Origin of the sequence: Acidovorax soli (assembly GCF_014207955.1) — a bacterium.
In the GTDB taxonomy this organism is placed as follows: domain Bacteria; phylum Pseudomonadota; class Gammaproteobacteria; order Burkholderiales; family Burkholderiaceae_C; genus Acidovorax; species Acidovorax soli_A.
On the sequence record NZ_JACHLK010000027.1, the window covers coordinates 15,826 to 31,095 of the forward strand.

Here is a 15,270-nt window from a genome sequence, read left to right on the forward strand (position 1 = left end):
CATCGTGCATGGCACGCAGCATCCTCACGCGCTTCTCCCACCCCTTTCACCTTGGCCGGCACATGTTCCAGACCCTCAAAGAACTGTTCGACAGCTTCACCGCCCCCGACCCAAGGGCCTCTCTGGCGGCCCGAGCGCACTCCGTGCAGTTGGCGGCCGCCGTGCTGCTGGTGGAGGTGGTGCGCGCCGATGCCCGCATGGACGAGGCCGAGCGCGCCGCCATGGCGCGCGCCCTGCGCGAGCGCTTCGCCCTGGCCAACGACGAGATCGACCGCCTGGTGGAGCTGGCCGTGGACACGGCGAAAACCGCCTACGACTACCAGCGCTTCACCGGCAACCTCAACGACCACTTCACCCAGCCGCAGAAGATCGCCCTGGTCGAGGCCATGTGGCAGGTAGCCTACGCCGATGCCCGGCTGGACGAGAACGAGATGCACGCCATCAGCAAGGTCGCCGGGCTGCTGCACGTGACGCACGGCGAGTACATCGCCGCGAAGATGCGCGCCAAGGAAGCCGCGAGTCTCTAACCCGCTATACCGGTAACCAGCGCCACCAGAAGGGGGCCTTGACCTCGCGCGCGCCACGCGCCTGCAGCAGCTGCACGAACTCCTTGCGGCCATGGCGCTTCGCGGCCTGCAGCGGCGTCATGTCGTCGAACTCCGAGCGCAGCGCTGGGTCGGCACCGTTGTCCAGCAGGTAGTGCGCCATGGCATCGTGCCCATGGATCAGGGCCGCCACCAGTGGCGTGCACAAAATCTCGGGGTGCTGGTAGTTGGGGTTCACGCCCGCGCTGATGTGGTGGCGCACCAGCGCCAGATCGCCGGCCACGGCGGCGGCATACATGTCTTTCCAATCGCCTGCGGACATGGGTGGATCTCCCTGCTTGAAAAAATCAGCGTGGCTTGCCGTACTTGGCCGCGTACTCGGCTGCCAGCTTGCGCGCAGCCGCCTGACCCTTGGCATCCAGGATGGACAGCAGCTGCGCCCGGTTCTTGATGGCCTGGGGTTCGCCCGCACTGGCCGGCATGTCGATCCATGCAAAGGCCTGCACATAGTCCTGCGGCACGCCATGGCCCTGGGCGAAGAGCAGGCCGTACTCGTTCTGCGCGGCCAATGACCCGGCCTCCGCCGCCTTGCGGTACCAGTGCGCGGCCTTCTCGTGGCTCTGGGGCACGCCTGCGCCCTTGCGGTAGGCCTGGCCCAGGTTGAACTGCGACTGCACGTCGCCCTTCTCGGCGGCCAGCGTGGCGTAGTGCTGCGCGCGCTGCAGGTCCTGCGGCACGCCATCGCCCTTGGAGTACATCAGCCCCAGATTGGCCATGGAGGGCGTATAGCCGGCATCGGCCGCCTCGGTGAACAGCGCAGCGGCCTTCTTCACGTCCTTGCCCACGCCCTGGCCCGTGTAATACAGGCTGGCGAGCATGTGCTTGCCTGCGGCATCCCCGGCGTTCGCCGCAGCGCTGAACTCCTTGAAGGCGGTGGCGTAGTCGCCCTTGCCGTAGGCGGTGATGCCATCGTTCACAGCAGCATTGGCGGAAAAGGACATGGCGGCGGCAACTCCCAAGGTCACAACGGCAGCGGCAAGGGCACGCAGGCCCGTCATCATCGTCATCGGTACAGGCTCCTTGCGCGATGGTGGATGGATCGGCCGCATTCTGGCATGGTGCATGCGGCCCTTGCCATCACCTCGCAGCATCCAAGGCGCCCACGGCCTCCATGGCCCGCGCGTGCTCGGCCGCAGTCAGTACCTGGACCGGCGCGATAGGCAGGCCCGCGCCGTCGAAGAACGGCGTGCGCCGGTAGCTGCCGGTCAGGCGCGCGGCGGCAATGCGCGGCATGAAGCCCAGCAGCGCCCTGGCCTGCTTCCACGCGCCCAGCTTCGGCGGCGTACCGCCCTTGGCGCCGGCTGTCTCCAGGTGCATCTGCACGGGCCGGAAGGCCGGCGGCCCCAGCGTTTCGCCGCCGGGGGTGCGCAGGCAGCTGTGCACCAGGCCCACATAGGGCATGCGCCAGTCGCGCCCGGTGTTGGCCAGCGGCGTGTGGCAGCAGCGCGCATACCAGCGCAGCATGCCCTTGTCGGTCAGCGACACACAGGCAATGTGCTCCGCCCCCTTCGTGAACGCGACATGGCGCGCATGCGTGGCGACCACCTCGGTGCCTGCCAGTGCGTCCAGCACCGTGCTGGCCTGGCCCAGGTGGTGGGCATAGGCCTGGCAATCGCGGCAGTAGCAGACGGCGTGCAGGGCCGAGGGCGTGTCGGCCACCTCCCCGGTGACCTGGCCGCAACGGCATTGCAGGCGGTGGGCCTGTGGCCCGTGGCTGTTGGTATCGTTCATGGGTTGTTCTCTCTCCCTTGCTTGCTTGTTCCCGTTGTTCCCTTGGCTCCTGGCGCAAGCTTAGCGCCCCTGCTGCCAGAATCTGTCAGTTGACTGCGCTCTGCTCCCTTTCTTCGTTTCGTTCCTTCATGTCCCCACCGCTGCACATCCTCTGGCGCGACGAACACCTCGTCGCCGTGTACAAGCCCGCGGGCTGGCTGGTGCACCGCACGGGGCTCGACGCGGGCGAGACGCGCTTCGTGATGCAGACCCTGCGCGACCAGTTGGGCCAGCATGTGTTTCCTGTGCACCGGCTGGACAAGGGCACCTGCGGCGTGCTGGTGATGGCGCTGCACAGCGACGCGGCACGCGCGCTGTCGCAGGCCTTCGAGCACCAGGCCACGCACAAGCGCTACCTGGCCATGGTGCGCGGCTGGGCGCCCGAGGCCACCGAGGTGGACCACGCCCTGAAACCCGACGACGCCCCGGCCGACGCGGCCGTGCAGGACGCGCACACGCGCTTTCGCCTGCGGGCCCGGCTCACCCTGCCCGAGGTGAGCGATTCGCGATTTCCCGGCACCCGCGCTTCGCTGGTGGAGGCACTGCCGACCACAGGGCGGCGGCACCAGATCCGGCGGCATTTGAAGCATCTGGCGCATCCCATCATCGGGGATGCGACGCATGGCAAGGGGCCGATCAACCGGTGGTGGGCGGAGCGTTTGGGGCAGCAGCGCCTGTGGTTGCATGCGTGGGAGTTGCGGGTGCCGCATCCGGTGACGGGGGATTTGTTGGTGTTTGAGAGTGGGTTGCGGTTGGATGGCGGTGCCGTGGAGGAGTCGGCGCCTGTGGCGGACTGGCAGCGGTTGTTGGTTCGGTTGCCTTGGTCGTTAGAGTCGTAGCAACGGCAGGGCATTTGTGCGAATGGTTGCCCCATGCCTTGGCTGAGGGCGGGAGCCGGGATGTACGCCCGGCGGCGTGGCTGTTTTGATGGCATGCTTTTGCTGAGTGCGGGAGCCGGGTCTCGGCCCGGCGGCCGAGGTACTTGTTCTTTGCTTCGCCAAAGAAAAGTACCCAAAAGAAAGGCGACCCCGCTGCCCGTGTCCCCCTCGCCCGGGGGCGAGGGGGCAGCCTGCGATGCTCGGTCCTGGGGTGTGCCGCAGAACTCGCTGCGTTCTTCGAACTCCGCTCAGACAGCTGCGGCAAGCATGACAACGATGCGCGTGTCCTTCGGCACGCGCTCACCCCAGGCCCTGCGCTTCTCGGCACGGTCAGAAGGGGGTGGGATCGGGCCCCACACGGGCCATTGCTTCGCTCGGCCCTGGCTGCCTCGCTGCGCTTGGCCTGGGCAGGACCGCCGCGCCCACACGTCGGCAGCGCGCAGCGCGTAACCGACACCCGGCGTAGCTGCGAAAGCAGCAGCCGTTTTTGAACCCGCTCCCCACCCCTTCTGGCTGCGCCGAGAAGCGCAGGGGCTGGGGTGGGCGTGTGTGCCGAAGGACACACACGCTTCGTCGTCTAGCTCGTCGATGCTGTTTGACCGGAGCTGCCTCGCAGAGGCAGCGCAGGGAGTTCATCGACGCCCACCCCAGATCCGAGCATCGCAGGCTGCCCCCATCGCCCGCCAGGGCGATGGGGGACGCAGACTGGGGGTCGCCTTCTCTTTGGTGACTTTCTCTTGGCGACGCAAGAGAAAGTTACTGCGCCGCCGGGCGCACATCCCGGCTCGCGCTCTCAGCACACAGACAAAAGCAGCCACAAGGCACAACGTCAGCTCCGTCCTACCTCTAAAACCGCCCCCCGCTGCTAGCACAGCCCCATACGGCAGCGCACATTGACGCCACCCCCCCCACAAGACCGAATCCAAAGCCATGGCCGAAGCACCCCCAACCGCCCCCTGGTGGCACCAGGTCACCACCACCGTGACCGAAGAGTTCTCCGACGTCCCCGACGCTGGCGAAGCCACCCGCATCGTCGTGCGCCTGGCCGTCGCCGCCGTGCTGGGTGGCCTGCTCGGCTGGGAGCGCGAACATGCAGGCAAGGCCGCGGGCATACGCACGCACATGCTGGTGGCCATGGGCGCGGCGCTGTTCGTGCTGGTGGCGCAGCAGGTCGGGATCAGCGCGGCCGACAACAGCCGGGTGATCCAGGGCATCGTCGCGGGCGTGGGTTTTCTGGGCGCGGGCACCATCCTCAAGGGCGATGCGGAGCACCAGGTCAAGGGCCTGACCACGGCCGCCGGCATCTGGCTCACGGCGGCCATCGGTGTGGCCGCGGGCCTGGGGCGCGAGGTCACGGCCGTGCTCAGCGCGGTGCTGGCGCTGGCCGTGCTGTGGGCCATTCCCCTGGTGCACGAAGCGGCCGAAGACAAAGGGCCACAACAGCACCCACCGCGCAGCGACGACGACAGCGACAAGAACAAGAAGCACCAACCCAGCGGCGGGAAGCGCGCTGGCCATGCGGCAGGCCCTGGCAAGGACCCGGACTGACTGACGGGACCCAGGCCCCCAGGGATCCTGGGGCCCATCGCACGGCAAGCCCTGGCAGCAGGCCTGCAGCAGCAGTGCGCTACACTTTTTGCACAACACCCTTGTGCACAAGCCCCCTGCCTGCCCACCCGGCGCAGGGCGCGGCAAGCCCACGGCCGGCAACCCCCATCCCACGACGATCGATCTTCGCCATGACGCCACGCACCGCCCCGAAGCCCCCGGCACCCGCCGCCGCCCTGACGACCGCCGGAGCCCGCGGTGGCTGAGCCGTCCAGCACCACCCCCGAGCACCTGCCCGCCACCGCCCCGGCCGCGATGTCGGCCAACCTGCGCGGCATCATCGCCATGTGCGCTGCGGTGGGGTTCTTCTCCATCATGGATGCGCTGCTCAAGACCTTGTCGGGCCACTACCCGGCCATGCAGGTCGCCTCCATGCGCGGCCTGGCCGCCCTGCCCCTGGTCACGCTCTACGTGCTGTGGCGCGGCGAGGCGCGCGGCCTGCTCCGGGTGCGCTGGCCGCTGCACCTGCTGCGCGGGGCCATCAACATCAGCATGCTGGCGCTGTTTGCCTTTGCGCTGCGCGAGCTGGGCCTGGCCGAGGCCTACACGCTTTTCTTCATCGCGCCGCTGCTGATCACGGCCCTGTCCACCGTGGTGCTGGGCGAGAAGGTGCGCGGCGCGCACTGGGTCGCCATCGTGCTGGGCATGGTGGGCGTGGTCGTGGCCCTGCGCCCCAGCCAGGAGGCCATGTTCTCCGTGGGTGCGCTCGCGGTGCTGGGCGCGGCCACGGGCTATGCCGTCTCGGCCATCACCGGGCGATTGCTCACGCGCACCGATTCGAGCGCCAGCCTGGTCTTCTGGACCACGGCCCTGCTGGCGCTGGGCGCCACGGCGCTGGCCGTGCCGAACTGGGTCGCACTCGACTCCGCCCACTGGTTGCTCGTGGCCGCCATGGGCATCACCGGCTTTCTGGGCCAGTTGGCGATCACCGAGGCCTTCCGCCACGGCCAGGCCTCGGTCGTGGCGCCCTTCGAGTACACGGCCCTGGCCTGGGGCATGGGGCTGGACTGGGTGCTGTGGCAGGCCGTGCCGGGTGCCTCCACGCTGATCGGCGGGGCCATCATCATCGGCAGCGGCCTGTACCTGGTGCGCACCGAGCGCAACCAGCAGGCGGTGCTGCCCCCCTGATGGCCATCAACGACAACAGCAGCGCTTGGCCCGCGTGGCAGCGGGCTGTGGTCTGACAGCGCCGACCCGCCCCCCGGCGCTGTAATGGGAGCATGCCAACAGCGGCCCCGTGGCCGCAAGGATGATGACCCCATGAAACAGCAACACCAGCCCCAAGCCCGCACGCAGCACGCCACCATCCGTGGCCATGTGACGTTCACGCCCGGCGACGGTGCGCCCATCGCCATTCCCGAAGGCCCGGTGGAACTCATCACCGCACCCGACAGCACCACCCTGAGCTGGACCACCGAGGACGAGACAGCCGGCTCGGCCGCCATCCCCAAGGACCAGTACAACCAGTACGTCAAGGATGGCAAGATCCGGCTGACCAAGCACTGAAATAAAACACCCCCTGAGTCGCTTCGCGCCTCGGTGTGTCCGCCAGAGGCGGCCACTCTTCGGGCACGTCCAAGCCTGCGCAGGCAGGCTTGGAGCCGCGGCCCTCAGCCCCTCTCTCATATTGCTTCGCAATCTGGGAGGGGGACGCCCCCAGTGCACGCAAGCGAAGCGCCGCCTATGCGGCTTGGCGGCCCTTGCACGGGAGCACTGGCTCTGGCCGCGCCAGTTTCATGTGCCATGGAAAACTGAGACAAAGGTCCAGAGCCCGGTCGGTCCCGTGCGCCCTATCATGGGCGCATCTTCATTTATAGGAGCGGGCCCTTTCCATGCACGCCGAAGACGTACTCCACTTCTGGTTCGAGGAACTCACGCCCAACCAGCATTTCATGCAGGACGATGCGCTCGATCGCCGCATCACCGAGCGCTTCGGCGCCACGCTGGCAGCGGCGCGCCAGTGCGAGCTGTCCGCCTGGCGTGCCTCCCCGGAGGGCCGGCTGGCCGAGATCATCGTGCTCGACCAGTTCTCGCGCAACATCCACCGCAACACGCCCGGCGCCTTCGCGCAGGACGCACAGGCCCTGACCCTGGCGCAGGAGCTCGTGGCCAGCGGCCAGCACAAGGCCCTGCCGGTAGCGCAGCGGGCCTTTGCCTACATGCCCTACATGCACAGCGAATCGCTGGCCATCCACACGCAGGCGATGGAGCTGTTCGACCAGCCGGGGCTGGAGAACAACCTGGCCTTTGAGATCAAGCACCGCGACATCATTGCGCGCTTTGGCCGCTACCCGCACCGCAACCAGGTGCTGGGACGCGTGTCGACCGCGGAGGAAATCGCGTTCCTCACGCAGCCAGGTTCGTCGTTCTAAAGGACCAGCGACGCGCGGCCCACGCCGTCGAATTCCACGTCCACCGCCTCACCCTTCGCGGCAGGCAGCAGCCCTACCCACGAGCCCGTGGTCACCACCGTGCCCGCGGCCACGGTCGCACCCTTGCGCGTGGCATGCTGCAGCCAGGTGGGCAGCAGCCAGGCCGGGTCGCCCAGCGGGTGCGTGCCCGTGCGCAGCACGGGTTCGCGCTTGCCGATGCGCGTGGTGCAGCGCTGCGCAGCCCAGTCGCGCGCCGCATAGGGCACCCAGTCACCGAGCGCCAGCGCCCCGTGCGACTGCAGGTCGGCCAGGCGCAGCAGGGCCGGGGCGTCGCCGCCCTCCTGCCAGCGCGAATCCACGATCTCGATGGACACGGCCATGGCATCGACGAACATGCCCGCCGTCTCCGGCGTCAGCGCCGCGGCCTGCGCGGGCGACACCGGCTGGCCCAGGCGCAGCGCGATCTCCGATTCGATGCCGATGGTGTGGAAACGCAGGTCGGAATAGTCCGCCGGGCTGGCGCGCACGCCCGCAGGCGGCAGCGGCGCATGCGTGAGCACGGCCTGGCGGTTGGGGCCGCCCGACTTCCAGTGCCGCGCCGGGCCGGGCGGGAACCAGCCCATGGCCTGGGCCACCGCCTCCTGCACGGCATAGGCCGCCGGCGCATCGGCCAGCGCCCCGCCCCAGGGCAAGGCGCTGATGGTGCGGCCTGCCTGCCATGCGGCCACCAGGGCGTGGGTCAATCCGGTTGTCGGGTCCTGTTCGGCCATCGTTGTTCAGCTTTCTACCTTGACGTTGCCGTCCTTCACCACCTTGCCCCACTTGGCAATCTCGGTGGCGATGAAGTCCTTGAATTTGTCGCGCGTTCCGCCGCCGTCTTCGGCACCATAGGTGTCCAGGCGTTCCTGCACGTCGGGCATGGCCAGCACCGTGTTCACATCACGGTTGATCTTGTCGGCCACGGCCGATGGTAGCTTGCCCGGCCCCGCCAGCCCGTACCAGGTGGTGGCCTCGAAACCCTGAAAGCCCTGTTCCTGCATGGTCGATACGCCCGGGTGGCCCTTGGCGCGCTTGGTGCGCGTCTGCGCCACGGCGGCCACCTTGCCGCTCTTCACATGCGGCGTGGCGGCCGTCATGGTCTCGAAGCAGTACTGGATCTGGTTGCCCATGAGGTCGGCCAGCGCCGGCGCGCTGCCCTTGTAGGGCACGTGCAGCGCATCCACCCCCGCCTGCAGCTTGAACATCTCCAGCGCCAGGTGCTGGGCCGAGCCCGGGCCGGCCGAGCCGAAACTCACCTTGCCGGGATCTGCCTTGCACAAAGCCACGATCTCCTTGACGGTGAGGGCCTTCTGCCCCGGCCCCGCGATCAGCAGGTTGGGCGTGACGCCCACCATCACGATGGGCACGAAGTCGCGCTGCACGTCGTAGCGCAGCTTGGGCTGCAGGCTGGGGGCCAGCGCGTGGCTGTTGATGTGGGCCATCAGCAGGGTGCTGCCGTCGCTGGGCTGCTGGGCCACGTACTCGGCCGCCAGCACGCCCGAGACACCGGCCTTGTTCTCCACGATGACCGACTGCTTCCACATGGTCGACAGTTTGGTCGCTACCACGCGCGCCAGCGCATCGGTACCCCCTCCGGGCGGAAAGCCCACGATGATGCGCACCGGGCCGCTGGGCCACTCCTGCGCGAACAGGCGCGGGGCGCCGAGCGTGGCCGCCGCCGCGCCCGCGGACTGGATCAGGGAACGTCTTTTCATCATCATCATCGCTTGTCTCCTTCGTGGGCCCTTGTTGGTGCGGGCCGGGTTGAATGAACTCAGCACAGACAGACATACCGCCCCGACCGCATGCATGCACGGCCGGTGGCTTTCGGAAAACACGGGATCGATCGGTCCTTGCGCCGCAGCGGGCCGCAAGCGGGGGAGAGAAACAAGGAAAAACGCACACAGACAGCCAGCGCCTCCCGCAGGCGCTGGCTGCTCGGTCCATCAACAGCGTTGCAGGTTCAGGCAGCCTTTTTGAGGGCAGCCGGCGCCGCATGGCTGGCGAAATAGTCCATGCTGGCCTGCACACCGCTGCCAGCCAGGGCCACGCCCGAGAGCTTGAGCCCCATCTCCACGCCCGCCACCATGGCGATCAGCGTGAGGTCGTTGCTGTCGCCCAGGTGGCCCATGCGGAACATGCGCCCCTTGAGCTTGCCCAGGCCCGTGCCCAGCGACAGGTCAAAGCGCTGGTGGATCAGGCGGCGCACGGCATCGGCGTCCACGCCCTCGGGCGTGATCACGCCGGTGAGCACGGGCGAGTACACGGCCGGGTCGGCGCACTGGATGGGCAGGCCCCAGGCGTTGACGGCAGCGCGCACGCCCGCGCCCCAGCGCTGGTGGCGCGCGAAGACGTTCTCCAAGCCCTCGGCCAACAGCATGTCGATGGCTTCGGACAGGCCGTACAGCAGGTTGGTGTTGGGCGTATAGGGCCAGTAGCCGTCCTTGTTCATCTCCACGATCTCGTCCCAGGCCCAGAAGGCACGCGGCAGCGTGGCCTTCTTCGAGGCTTCGAGCGCGCGCGGCGAGAGTGCGTTGAAGCTGATGCCCGGCGGCAGCATCAGGCCCTTTTGCGAGCCGCTGATGGTCACGTCCACACCCCACTCGTCGTGGCGGAAGTCGGCACTGGCCAGGCCCGAGATGCTGTCCACCATCAACAGGGCCGGGTGGCCTGCGGCGTCGATGGCCTTGCGCACTGCGGCGATGTCGGAGGTCACGCCCGTGGAGGTCTCGTTGTGCACCACGCACACGGCCTTGATCTTGCGCTCGGTGTCCTTGCGCAGGCGGGCCTCGATCAGGTCGGCCTGCACGCCGCGGCGCCAGCCGCCGGCCAGGGGCAGGTGCTCGTCCTTGCCCTCCCAGGCCAGGAATTCGGTGGAGATGCCGAGGCGCGTGGCCATCTTCTGCCACAGCGAGGCGAAGTGCCCGGTCTCGAACATCAGCACATGGTCGCCCGCGCTCAAGGTGTTGGACAGGGCCGCCTCCCAGGCCCCCGTGCCCGATGCGGGGTAGATCGCCACGGGGTGGCGGGTCTGGAAGATCTTCTGGATGCCCGAGAGCACCTTGAGCCCCAGGCCACCGAACTCAGGGCCCCGGTGGTCGATGGTGGGCAGGCTCATCGCCCGCAAAATGCGGTCTGGAACCGGGCTCGGGCCCGGGATCTGCAGGAAGTGGCGGCCGGTAGGGTGAAAGTCGAGTTGAAGCATATTGCGTCCTTTCTTCTTTCAGTTTTGCATGCAAAAAACACAATTGCATGCGGGATTACCCTTAATTTACCCGGTTGATCTGCCAATTTTTTGCATGCAAAATTCAAAACAGAAAGCACCACATGGCTGAAATCATCGAAATCTCCCGCCTCGCGCTGCACGACCAGGTCGCCGCGCGCCTGCGCACCATGCTGGTGGAAGGCCAGATCGCGCCGGGAGCCAAACTGAACGAACGGGAGCTGAGTGAGCAGCTGCGCGTGTCGCGCACCCCGCTGCGCGAGGCCATCAAGCTCTTGGGCGCCGAGGGCCTGGTGGACCTGCTGCCCAACCGCGGCGCCGTGGCCGTGAAGCTGACCGAGGCCGACGTGGTGAACACCTTCGAGGTGCTGGCCACGCTCGAAGGCATGTCGGGCGAACTCGCGGCCCGGCGCATCCGCGACGAAGAGCTGGCCGAGCTGCGCGCCCTGCACTACGAAATGATGGCCTGCTTCGCGCGGCGCGACCTGTCGGGCTACTACCGCATCAACGCCAGCATCCATACCGCCATCAACGAGGCGGCCGGCAACCCGGTGCTCACGGCCACCTACCGCTCCATCAACGCCCGCGTGCAATCGCTGCGCTTTCGCACCAACCAGGACGAGGCCAAGTGGAAAGCCGCGGTGGCCGAACACGAACAGATGATCGAGGCCCTGGCCGCGCACGATGCCGAGGCCATGCGCCGGGTGCTCGTGGCCCATGTGCTGCGCAAGCGCGACACGGTGCTGGAGCTGCTGCGCGCGGGCGAAATCTACCCCCACCCCAAGCGGAACGCCAAAACCTAGGACCCCCTCCCCATGCGCATCGAACCCGCCAGCAGCCTGCAGCCAGCCGGTACCACCCTGCCCCCCAACGAGACCTGCGAGGCCCTGGCGCGGCGCCTGGCGGCAGAGACCGAGGGCGAGGTGCTGTTCGATGCCGCTTCGCGCGGGCGCTACGCGACCGATGCCTCCATCTACCAGATCATGCCGGCCGGCGTGCTGGTGCCGCGCACCGAGCGCGACATCGCCACCGCCATAGCCATTGCCCGCGACCTCAAGGTGCCCGTGCTGCCGCGCGGCGGCGGCACCAGCCAGTGCGGCCAGACCACGGGCGCGGCCCTGGTGATCGACAACACCAAGCATTTCCGCAAGGTGCTGGCGCTCGATGCCGAGGCCCGCACGGTGACGGTGGAGCCGGGCATCGTGCTCGACCACCTCAACGCCCAGCTCAAGCCGCACGGCCTGTGGTACCCGGTGGATGTGTCCACCAGCGCCCAGGCCACGCTGGGCGGCATGGCGGGCAACAACTCCTGCGGCTCGCGCTCGATTGCCTACGGCAACATGGTGCACAACGTGCTGGGCGCCAGCGCCTGGCTCAGCGATGGCGAGCTGGTGGACTTTGGCCCGCTGGCCACGCTGGGCCCGCGCGCCAGCGCCATCGCGCAGCATGTGCACGCCCTGGCCCAGCAGCACCGCGGCGAAATCGCCGAGCGCTGGCCCAAGGTGATGCGCCGCGTGGCGGGCTACAACCTCGATATCTTCGACAACCAGAGCGAGAAGCCCTACACCGCCGACGGCAGCGTGAACCTGGCGCACCTGCTCATCGGCGCCGAAGGCACGCTGGCCTATACGCGCAGCCTGACGCTCCAACTCAGCGAGCTGCCGCGCGCCAAGGTGCTGGGCATCGTCAACTTTCCGAGCTTCCACAAGGCCATGGACTCGGCCCAGCACATCGTCAAGCTGGGCCCCACGGCGGTGGAACTGGTGGACCGCACCATGATCGAGCTGGCCCTGGCCAACCCGGCCTTTCGCCCCACGGTGGAGACCGCCCTCATCGGCAAGCCCGAAGCCATCTTGCTCGTGGAGTTCTCGGGTGCCGACAAGGCGGCCCTGCTGCCGCAGCTGCGCCAACTGGTCGAATTGATGGGCGACTTGGGCCTGCCCGGCAGCGTGGTCGAGATGCCCGATGAAGCCCCGCAGAAGAACCTGTGGGAGGTGCGCAAGGCGGGTCTGAACATCATGATGAGCCTCAAGGGCGACGGCAAGCCCGTGAGCTTCATCGAAGACTGCGCCGTGCCCTTGGAGCATCTGGCCGAGTACACCGACGGCCTGACCGAGGTGTTCGCCAAGTACGGCAGCCGCGGCACCTGGTACGCGCACGCCTCGGTGGGCACGCTGCATGTGCGCCCCATCCTCGATATGCGCATAGGCGGGCCACAGGGGGGCGCCGCCAAGATGCGCGCCATTGCCGAAGAGGCCAGCGCCCTGGTGCGCAAGTACAAGGGCGCCTTCAGCGGCGAGCATGGCGACGGCCTGTGCCGCGGCGAGTGGATCGAATGGCAGTTCGGCCCCGCCATCAACGAGGCCTTCCGATCCATCAAGAACCACCTGGACCCGATCGGCCTGTACAACCCCGGCAAGATCATCGACCCGCCCAAGATGGACGATGGCGCGCTGTTCCGCTTTGCGCCTGCCACGGCGCCCAAGCCCTACAAGCGCATCCCGCTCACGCCCGTGCTCGACTGGTCGGCCTGGAACGTGCAGGCCGACCCGGTGACCGAGGTGACCACCGCCCCCGGCACCGGCGGCGACGTGACCGGCGGCTTCGCCAAGGCCGTGGAGATGTGCAACAACAACGGCCATTGCCGCAAGTTCGACGCCGGCACCATGTGCCCCAGCTACCGCGTGACGCGCGACGAGCAGCACCTCACGCGCGGCCGCGCCAACACCCTGCGCCTGGCCGTGTCGGGCCAGTTGGGCCCCGACGCCTTCACCAGCGAGGCGATGCACGACACCATGGACCTGTGCGTGGGCTGCAAGGGCTGCAAGCGCGACTGCCCCACGGGCGTGGACATGGCCAAGATGAAGGTCGAGTTCCTGGCCCACTACAAGCGCAAGCACGGCCACACGCTCAAGGACAGGCTCGTCGCCCACCTGCCCGCCTATGCGCGCACGGCCAGCCATTTCGCCTGGCTGCTCAACCTGCGCAACACCGTGCCCGGCGCCGCCTGGCTGGGCGAAAAGCTGCTGGGCTTTTCGGCCCGGCGTTCACTGCCCGCCTGGCGCGCGGACACCTTCTGGCGCACCAAGGATGCATCCCTGTTCGCCGGCCGTGACGACACCATCGCCGCAGCCCAGGCCGGCCGCAAGGCCGCCGTGCTGTTCGTCGACACCTTCAATGGCACATTCGAAAGCGAGAACGCCCTGGCCGCCGCGCGCGTGCTGCACGCCGCCGGCTATGTGCTGCACACCGTCGAAAAAGGCGATGGCAGCCACCACTGCTGCGGCCGCACGTACCTTGCCACCGGCATGGTCGACGAAGCCAAGGCGCGCGCCGGCGCCCTCGTCGACGCCCTGCTCCCCCTGGCCCAGGCCGGCATCGCCATCGTGGGGCTGGAGCCCTCGTGCCTGCTCACGCTGCGCGACGAGGCCCTGGTCATGGGCCTGGGCGACAAGGCCGTGGCCGTGTCGAAACAGGCCCTGCTGTTCGAGGAATTCCTGGCCCGCGAAGCCAAGGCCGGTCGCTTTGCGCCATCCCTCAAGCCCGCAGGCAAACCCATCCTGCTGCACGGCCACTGCCACCAGAAGGCCTTTGGCGCCGTGCCCCCCATCCTGGAGGTGCTGCGCCTGATCCCCGGGGCGCAACCCGAGCTCATCGAAAGCTCCTGCTGCGGCATGGCCGGCAGCTTTGGCTACGAGGCCTCGCACTACGAGGTGTCCATGCAGATGGCCGAGGCGGCGCTGCTGCCCGCGGTGCGCAAGAGCCCCGATGCCATCGTGGTGGCAGACGGGACGAGCTGCCGGCACCAGATTGCCGATGGGGCACAGCGCGAGGCGGTGCATGTGGCGAAGCTGCTGGATGGGCTGCTGAACTGATCAGGGCCGGGTGCCGGAGCCGCCGGCACCCTCCTCCCCCAACTCATGCGCCCGCCGCTCCGAGGCGCGCATGGCGCGCTCGAAGGCATCGGCCACGCCGTCCCTGGCCAGGGATTGCAGGGCGGCGTAGGTCGTGCCGCCCTTGGAGGTGACGCGCTCGCGCAGCACGGCGGGCGGCTCATCCGAGCAGCGCGCCAGCTCCGAGGCGCCCACGAAGGTGCCCACGGCCAGTTGGTGGGCCTGTTCGGCCGACAGGCCCATGGCCGTGCCGGCGCGGGCCATGGCTTCGAGGAAATAGAACACATAGGCCGGGCCTGATCCCGAGAGCGCCGTCACGGCATCGAGCTGCTTTTCGCTTTCCACCCACAGGACCTCGCCCGTGGTCGCCATGATGGCTTCCACGCTCTGGCGCTCGGTGGCCGAGACGCCTGGGCGTGCGTACAGCGCGCTCATGCCCTTGCCCACCAGGGCGGGCGTGTTGGGCATGGTGCGCACGATGCGCTCGCTGGAGAGCCACTGGGCGATGCTGTCCGAGCGGATGCCGGCGGCCACGCTCAGGTGCAAGGCGTCCTGCGCGTGGGCACGCGCCTGGGCGGCGGCGTCCTTGAAGGTCTGGGGCTTGACGGCCCAGACCACGATGCGCGCGCGCTGCAGGGCTGCGCCGGGCTCGGGCTGGGCCTCGATGCCGTACTGGGTACGCAAGGCTTCGCGCGCGGGTTCCCAGGGCTCGACGACCTCGATCTGGCTCGCGGGGTGGCCCTGGCGCACCAGGCCGCCAATGATGGCGCTGGCCATGTTGCCACCGCCCATGAAGGCGATGGCGGGAAGGGAAACGGTAGTGGGGATGGACATGGAAAGCAGGGGTTGTTGTATTTGTGGTTGTGGAAAGCAGGTGTGCCG

General features: G+C 68.4%; 15 protein-coding genes. 8 read left to right on the plus strand and 7 right to left on the minus strand.

The window, feature by feature from the left end:
* Nucleotides 1-8: 8 nt before the first annotated feature.
* Nucleotides 9-527, plus strand: coding sequence for a TerB family tellurite resistance protein (locus tag HNP48_RS33485; RefSeq protein ID WP_260420479.1), 519 nt, complete (start codon nucleotides 9-11; stop codon nucleotides 525-527).
* Nucleotides 528-531: 4 nt separating this feature from the next.
* On the opposite strand, the gene HNP48_RS33490 is transcribed toward HNP48_RS33485, so the two are convergent.
* The 3 genes from HNP48_RS33490 to HNP48_RS33500 all read right to left on the minus strand — a co-directional run bounded on the left by HNP48_RS33490 (nucleotide 532) and on the right by HNP48_RS33500 (nucleotide 2,336).
* Nucleotides 532-867, minus strand: a complete 336-nt coding sequence (locus tag HNP48_RS33490; protein ID WP_184865617.1) for an ankyrin repeat domain-containing protein — start codon at nucleotides 865-867, stop codon at nucleotides 532-534.
* Nucleotides 868-892: 25 nt separating this feature from the next.
* Complete coding sequence (locus HNP48_RS33495) at nucleotides 893-1,612, minus strand: tetratricopeptide repeat protein (protein WP_184865619.1); 720 nt, start codon at nucleotides 1,610-1,612, stop codon at nucleotides 893-895.
* A gap of 70 nt (nucleotides 1,613-1,682) precedes the next feature.
* On the minus strand, nucleotides 1,683-2,336 hold the full coding sequence (locus HNP48_RS33500) for a DUF6151 family protein (RefSeq protein ID WP_184865621.1): 654 nt from the start codon (nucleotides 2,334-2,336) through the stop codon (nucleotides 1,683-1,685).
* A gap of 128 nt (nucleotides 2,337-2,464) precedes the next feature.
* On the opposite strand from HNP48_RS33500, the gene HNP48_RS33505 reads away from it, so the two are divergent.
* From HNP48_RS33505 to HNP48_RS33525, 5 genes are all read left to right on the plus strand, one after another.
* Nucleotides 2,465-3,214 (plus strand): pseudouridine synthase, encoded by a 750-nt coding sequence (locus tag HNP48_RS33505; RefSeq protein ID WP_184865623.1) that lies wholly within the window; start codon nucleotides 2,465-2,467, stop codon nucleotides 3,212-3,214.
* A gap of 969 nt (nucleotides 3,215-4,183) precedes the next feature.
* Nucleotides 4,184-4,801 (plus strand): MgtC/SapB family protein, encoded by a 618-nt coding sequence (locus HNP48_RS33510; protein WP_184865625.1) that lies wholly within the window; start codon nucleotides 4,184-4,186, stop codon nucleotides 4,799-4,801.
* Nucleotides 4,802-5,116: 315 nt separating this feature from the next.
* Nucleotides 5,117-5,989 carry a DMT family transporter gene (locus HNP48_RS33515; protein WP_184865714.1) on the plus strand — a complete coding sequence of 291 codons (873 nt, stop codon included), beginning with the start codon at nucleotides 5,117-5,119 and terminating at the stop codon, nucleotides 5,987-5,989.
* A 132-nt stretch (nucleotides 5,990-6,121) separates the two neighbouring features.
* Nucleotides 6,122-6,367: a hypothetical protein gene (locus HNP48_RS33520; RefSeq protein WP_184865628.1), complete on the plus strand. Its 246-nt coding sequence runs from the start codon at nucleotides 6,122-6,124 to the stop codon at nucleotides 6,365-6,367.
* Nucleotides 6,368-6,693: 326 nt separating this feature from the next.
* Nucleotides 6,694-7,233 carry a DUF924 family protein gene (locus HNP48_RS33525; RefSeq protein WP_184865630.1) on the plus strand — a complete coding sequence of 180 codons (540 nt, stop codon included), beginning with the start codon at nucleotides 6,694-6,696 and terminating at the stop codon, nucleotides 7,231-7,233.
* Here HNP48_RS33525 and HNP48_RS33530 read toward each other — a convergent pair.
* The 3 genes from HNP48_RS33530 to HNP48_RS33540 form a co-directional block, all read right to left on the minus strand.
* Entirely contained in the window at nucleotides 7,230-8,003 is a 774-nt protein-coding gene (locus HNP48_RS33530; RefSeq protein ID WP_184865643.1) for a fumarylacetoacetate hydrolase family protein, read from the minus strand. The two genes, HNP48_RS33525 and HNP48_RS33530, sit on opposite strands and share 4 nt — an antisense overlap.
* Nucleotides 8,004-8,009: 6 nt before the next feature.
* Nucleotides 8,010-8,993, minus strand: a complete 984-nt coding sequence (locus HNP48_RS33535) for a tripartite tricarboxylate transporter substrate binding protein (RefSeq protein WP_184865716.1) — start codon at nucleotides 8,991-8,993, stop codon at nucleotides 8,010-8,012.
* Nucleotides 8,994-9,235: 242 nt separating this feature from the next.
* Complete coding sequence (locus HNP48_RS33540; protein ID WP_184865646.1) at nucleotides 9,236-10,477, minus strand: alanine--glyoxylate aminotransferase family protein; 1,242 nt, start codon at nucleotides 10,475-10,477, stop codon at nucleotides 9,236-9,238.
* Between the two features lie 122 nt (nucleotides 10,478-10,599).
* Between HNP48_RS33540 and HNP48_RS33545 the strand changes: the two genes are divergently transcribed.
* Nucleotides 10,600-11,298, plus strand: a complete 699-nt coding sequence (locus HNP48_RS33545) for a GntR family transcriptional regulator (RefSeq protein WP_184865648.1) — start codon at nucleotides 10,600-10,602, stop codon at nucleotides 11,296-11,298.
* 12 nt (nucleotides 11,299-11,310) lie between these two features.
* The gene (locus tag HNP48_RS33550) at nucleotides 11,311-14,370 is read left to right on the plus strand and encodes an FAD-binding and (Fe-S)-binding domain-containing protein (RefSeq protein ID WP_184865651.1); all 3,060 of its coding nucleotides are present in this window, start codon (nucleotides 11,311-11,313) and stop codon (nucleotides 14,368-14,370) included.
* On the opposite strand, the gene proC is transcribed toward HNP48_RS33550, so the two are convergent.
* Nucleotides 14,371-15,222 carry a pyrroline-5-carboxylate reductase gene (gene proC / locus HNP48_RS33555; RefSeq protein WP_184865654.1) on the minus strand — a complete coding sequence of 284 codons (852 nt, stop codon included), beginning with the start codon at nucleotides 15,220-15,222 and terminating at the stop codon, nucleotides 14,371-14,373.
* Nucleotides 15,223-15,270: the final 48 nt, after the last annotated feature.

What these genes read in the sequence shown, in the direction of transcription:
- proC (WP_184865654.1), bottom strand. Translation starts at nt 15,222, where the DNA reads ATGTCCATCCCCACTACCGTTTCCCTTCCCGCCATCGCCTTCATGGGC.
- HNP48_RS33540 (WP_184865646.1), bottom strand. Translation starts at nt 10,477, where the DNA reads ATGCTTCAACTCGACTTTCACCCTACCGGCCGCCACTTCCTGCAGATC.
- HNP48_RS33545 (WP_184865648.1), top strand. Translation starts at nt 10,600, where the DNA reads ATGGCTGAAATCATCGAAATCTCCCGCCTCGCGCTGCACGACCAGGTC.
- HNP48_RS33515 (WP_184865714.1), top strand. Translation starts at nt 5,117, where the DNA reads ATGTCGGCCAACCTGCGCGGCATCATCGCCATGTGCGCTGCGGTGGGG.
- HNP48_RS33550 (WP_184865651.1), top strand. Translation starts at nt 11,311, where the DNA reads ATGCGCATCGAACCCGCCAGCAGCCTGCAGCCAGCCGGTACCACCCTG.
- HNP48_RS33525 (WP_184865630.1), top strand. Translation starts at nt 6,694, where the DNA reads ATGCACGCCGAAGACGTACTCCACTTCTGGTTCGAGGAACTCACGCCC.
- HNP48_RS33490 (WP_184865617.1), bottom strand. Translation starts at nt 867, where the DNA reads ATGTCCGCAGGCGATTGGAAAGACATGTATGCCGCCGCCGTGGCCGGC.
- HNP48_RS33520 (WP_184865628.1), top strand. Translation starts at nt 6,122, where the DNA reads ATGAAACAGCAACACCAGCCCCAAGCCCGCACGCAGCACGCCACCATC.
- HNP48_RS33535 (WP_184865716.1), bottom strand. Translation starts at nt 8,993, where the DNA reads ATGATGATGAAAAGACGTTCCCTGATCCAGTCCGCGGGCGCGGCGGCG.
- HNP48_RS33510 (WP_184865625.1), top strand. Translation starts at nt 4,184, where the DNA reads ATGGCCGAAGCACCCCCAACCGCCCCCTGGTGGCACCAGGTCACCACC.
- HNP48_RS33530 (WP_184865643.1), bottom strand. Translation starts at nt 8,003, where the DNA reads ATGGCCGAACAGGACCCGACAACCGGATTGACCCACGCCCTGGTGGCC.
- HNP48_RS33485 (WP_260420479.1), top strand. Translation starts at nt 9, where the DNA reads ATGGCACGCAGCATCCTCACGCGCTTCTCCCACCCCTTTCACCTTGGC.
- HNP48_RS33500 (WP_184865621.1), bottom strand. Translation starts at nt 2,336, where the DNA reads ATGAACGATACCAACAGCCACGGGCCACAGGCCCACCGCCTGCAATGC.
- HNP48_RS33495 (WP_184865619.1), bottom strand. Translation starts at nt 1,612, where the DNA reads ATGACGATGATGACGGGCCTGCGTGCCCTTGCCGCTGCCGTTGTGACC.
- HNP48_RS33505 (WP_184865623.1), top strand. Translation starts at nt 2,465, where the DNA reads ATGTCCCCACCGCTGCACATCCTCTGGCGCGACGAACACCTCGTCGCC.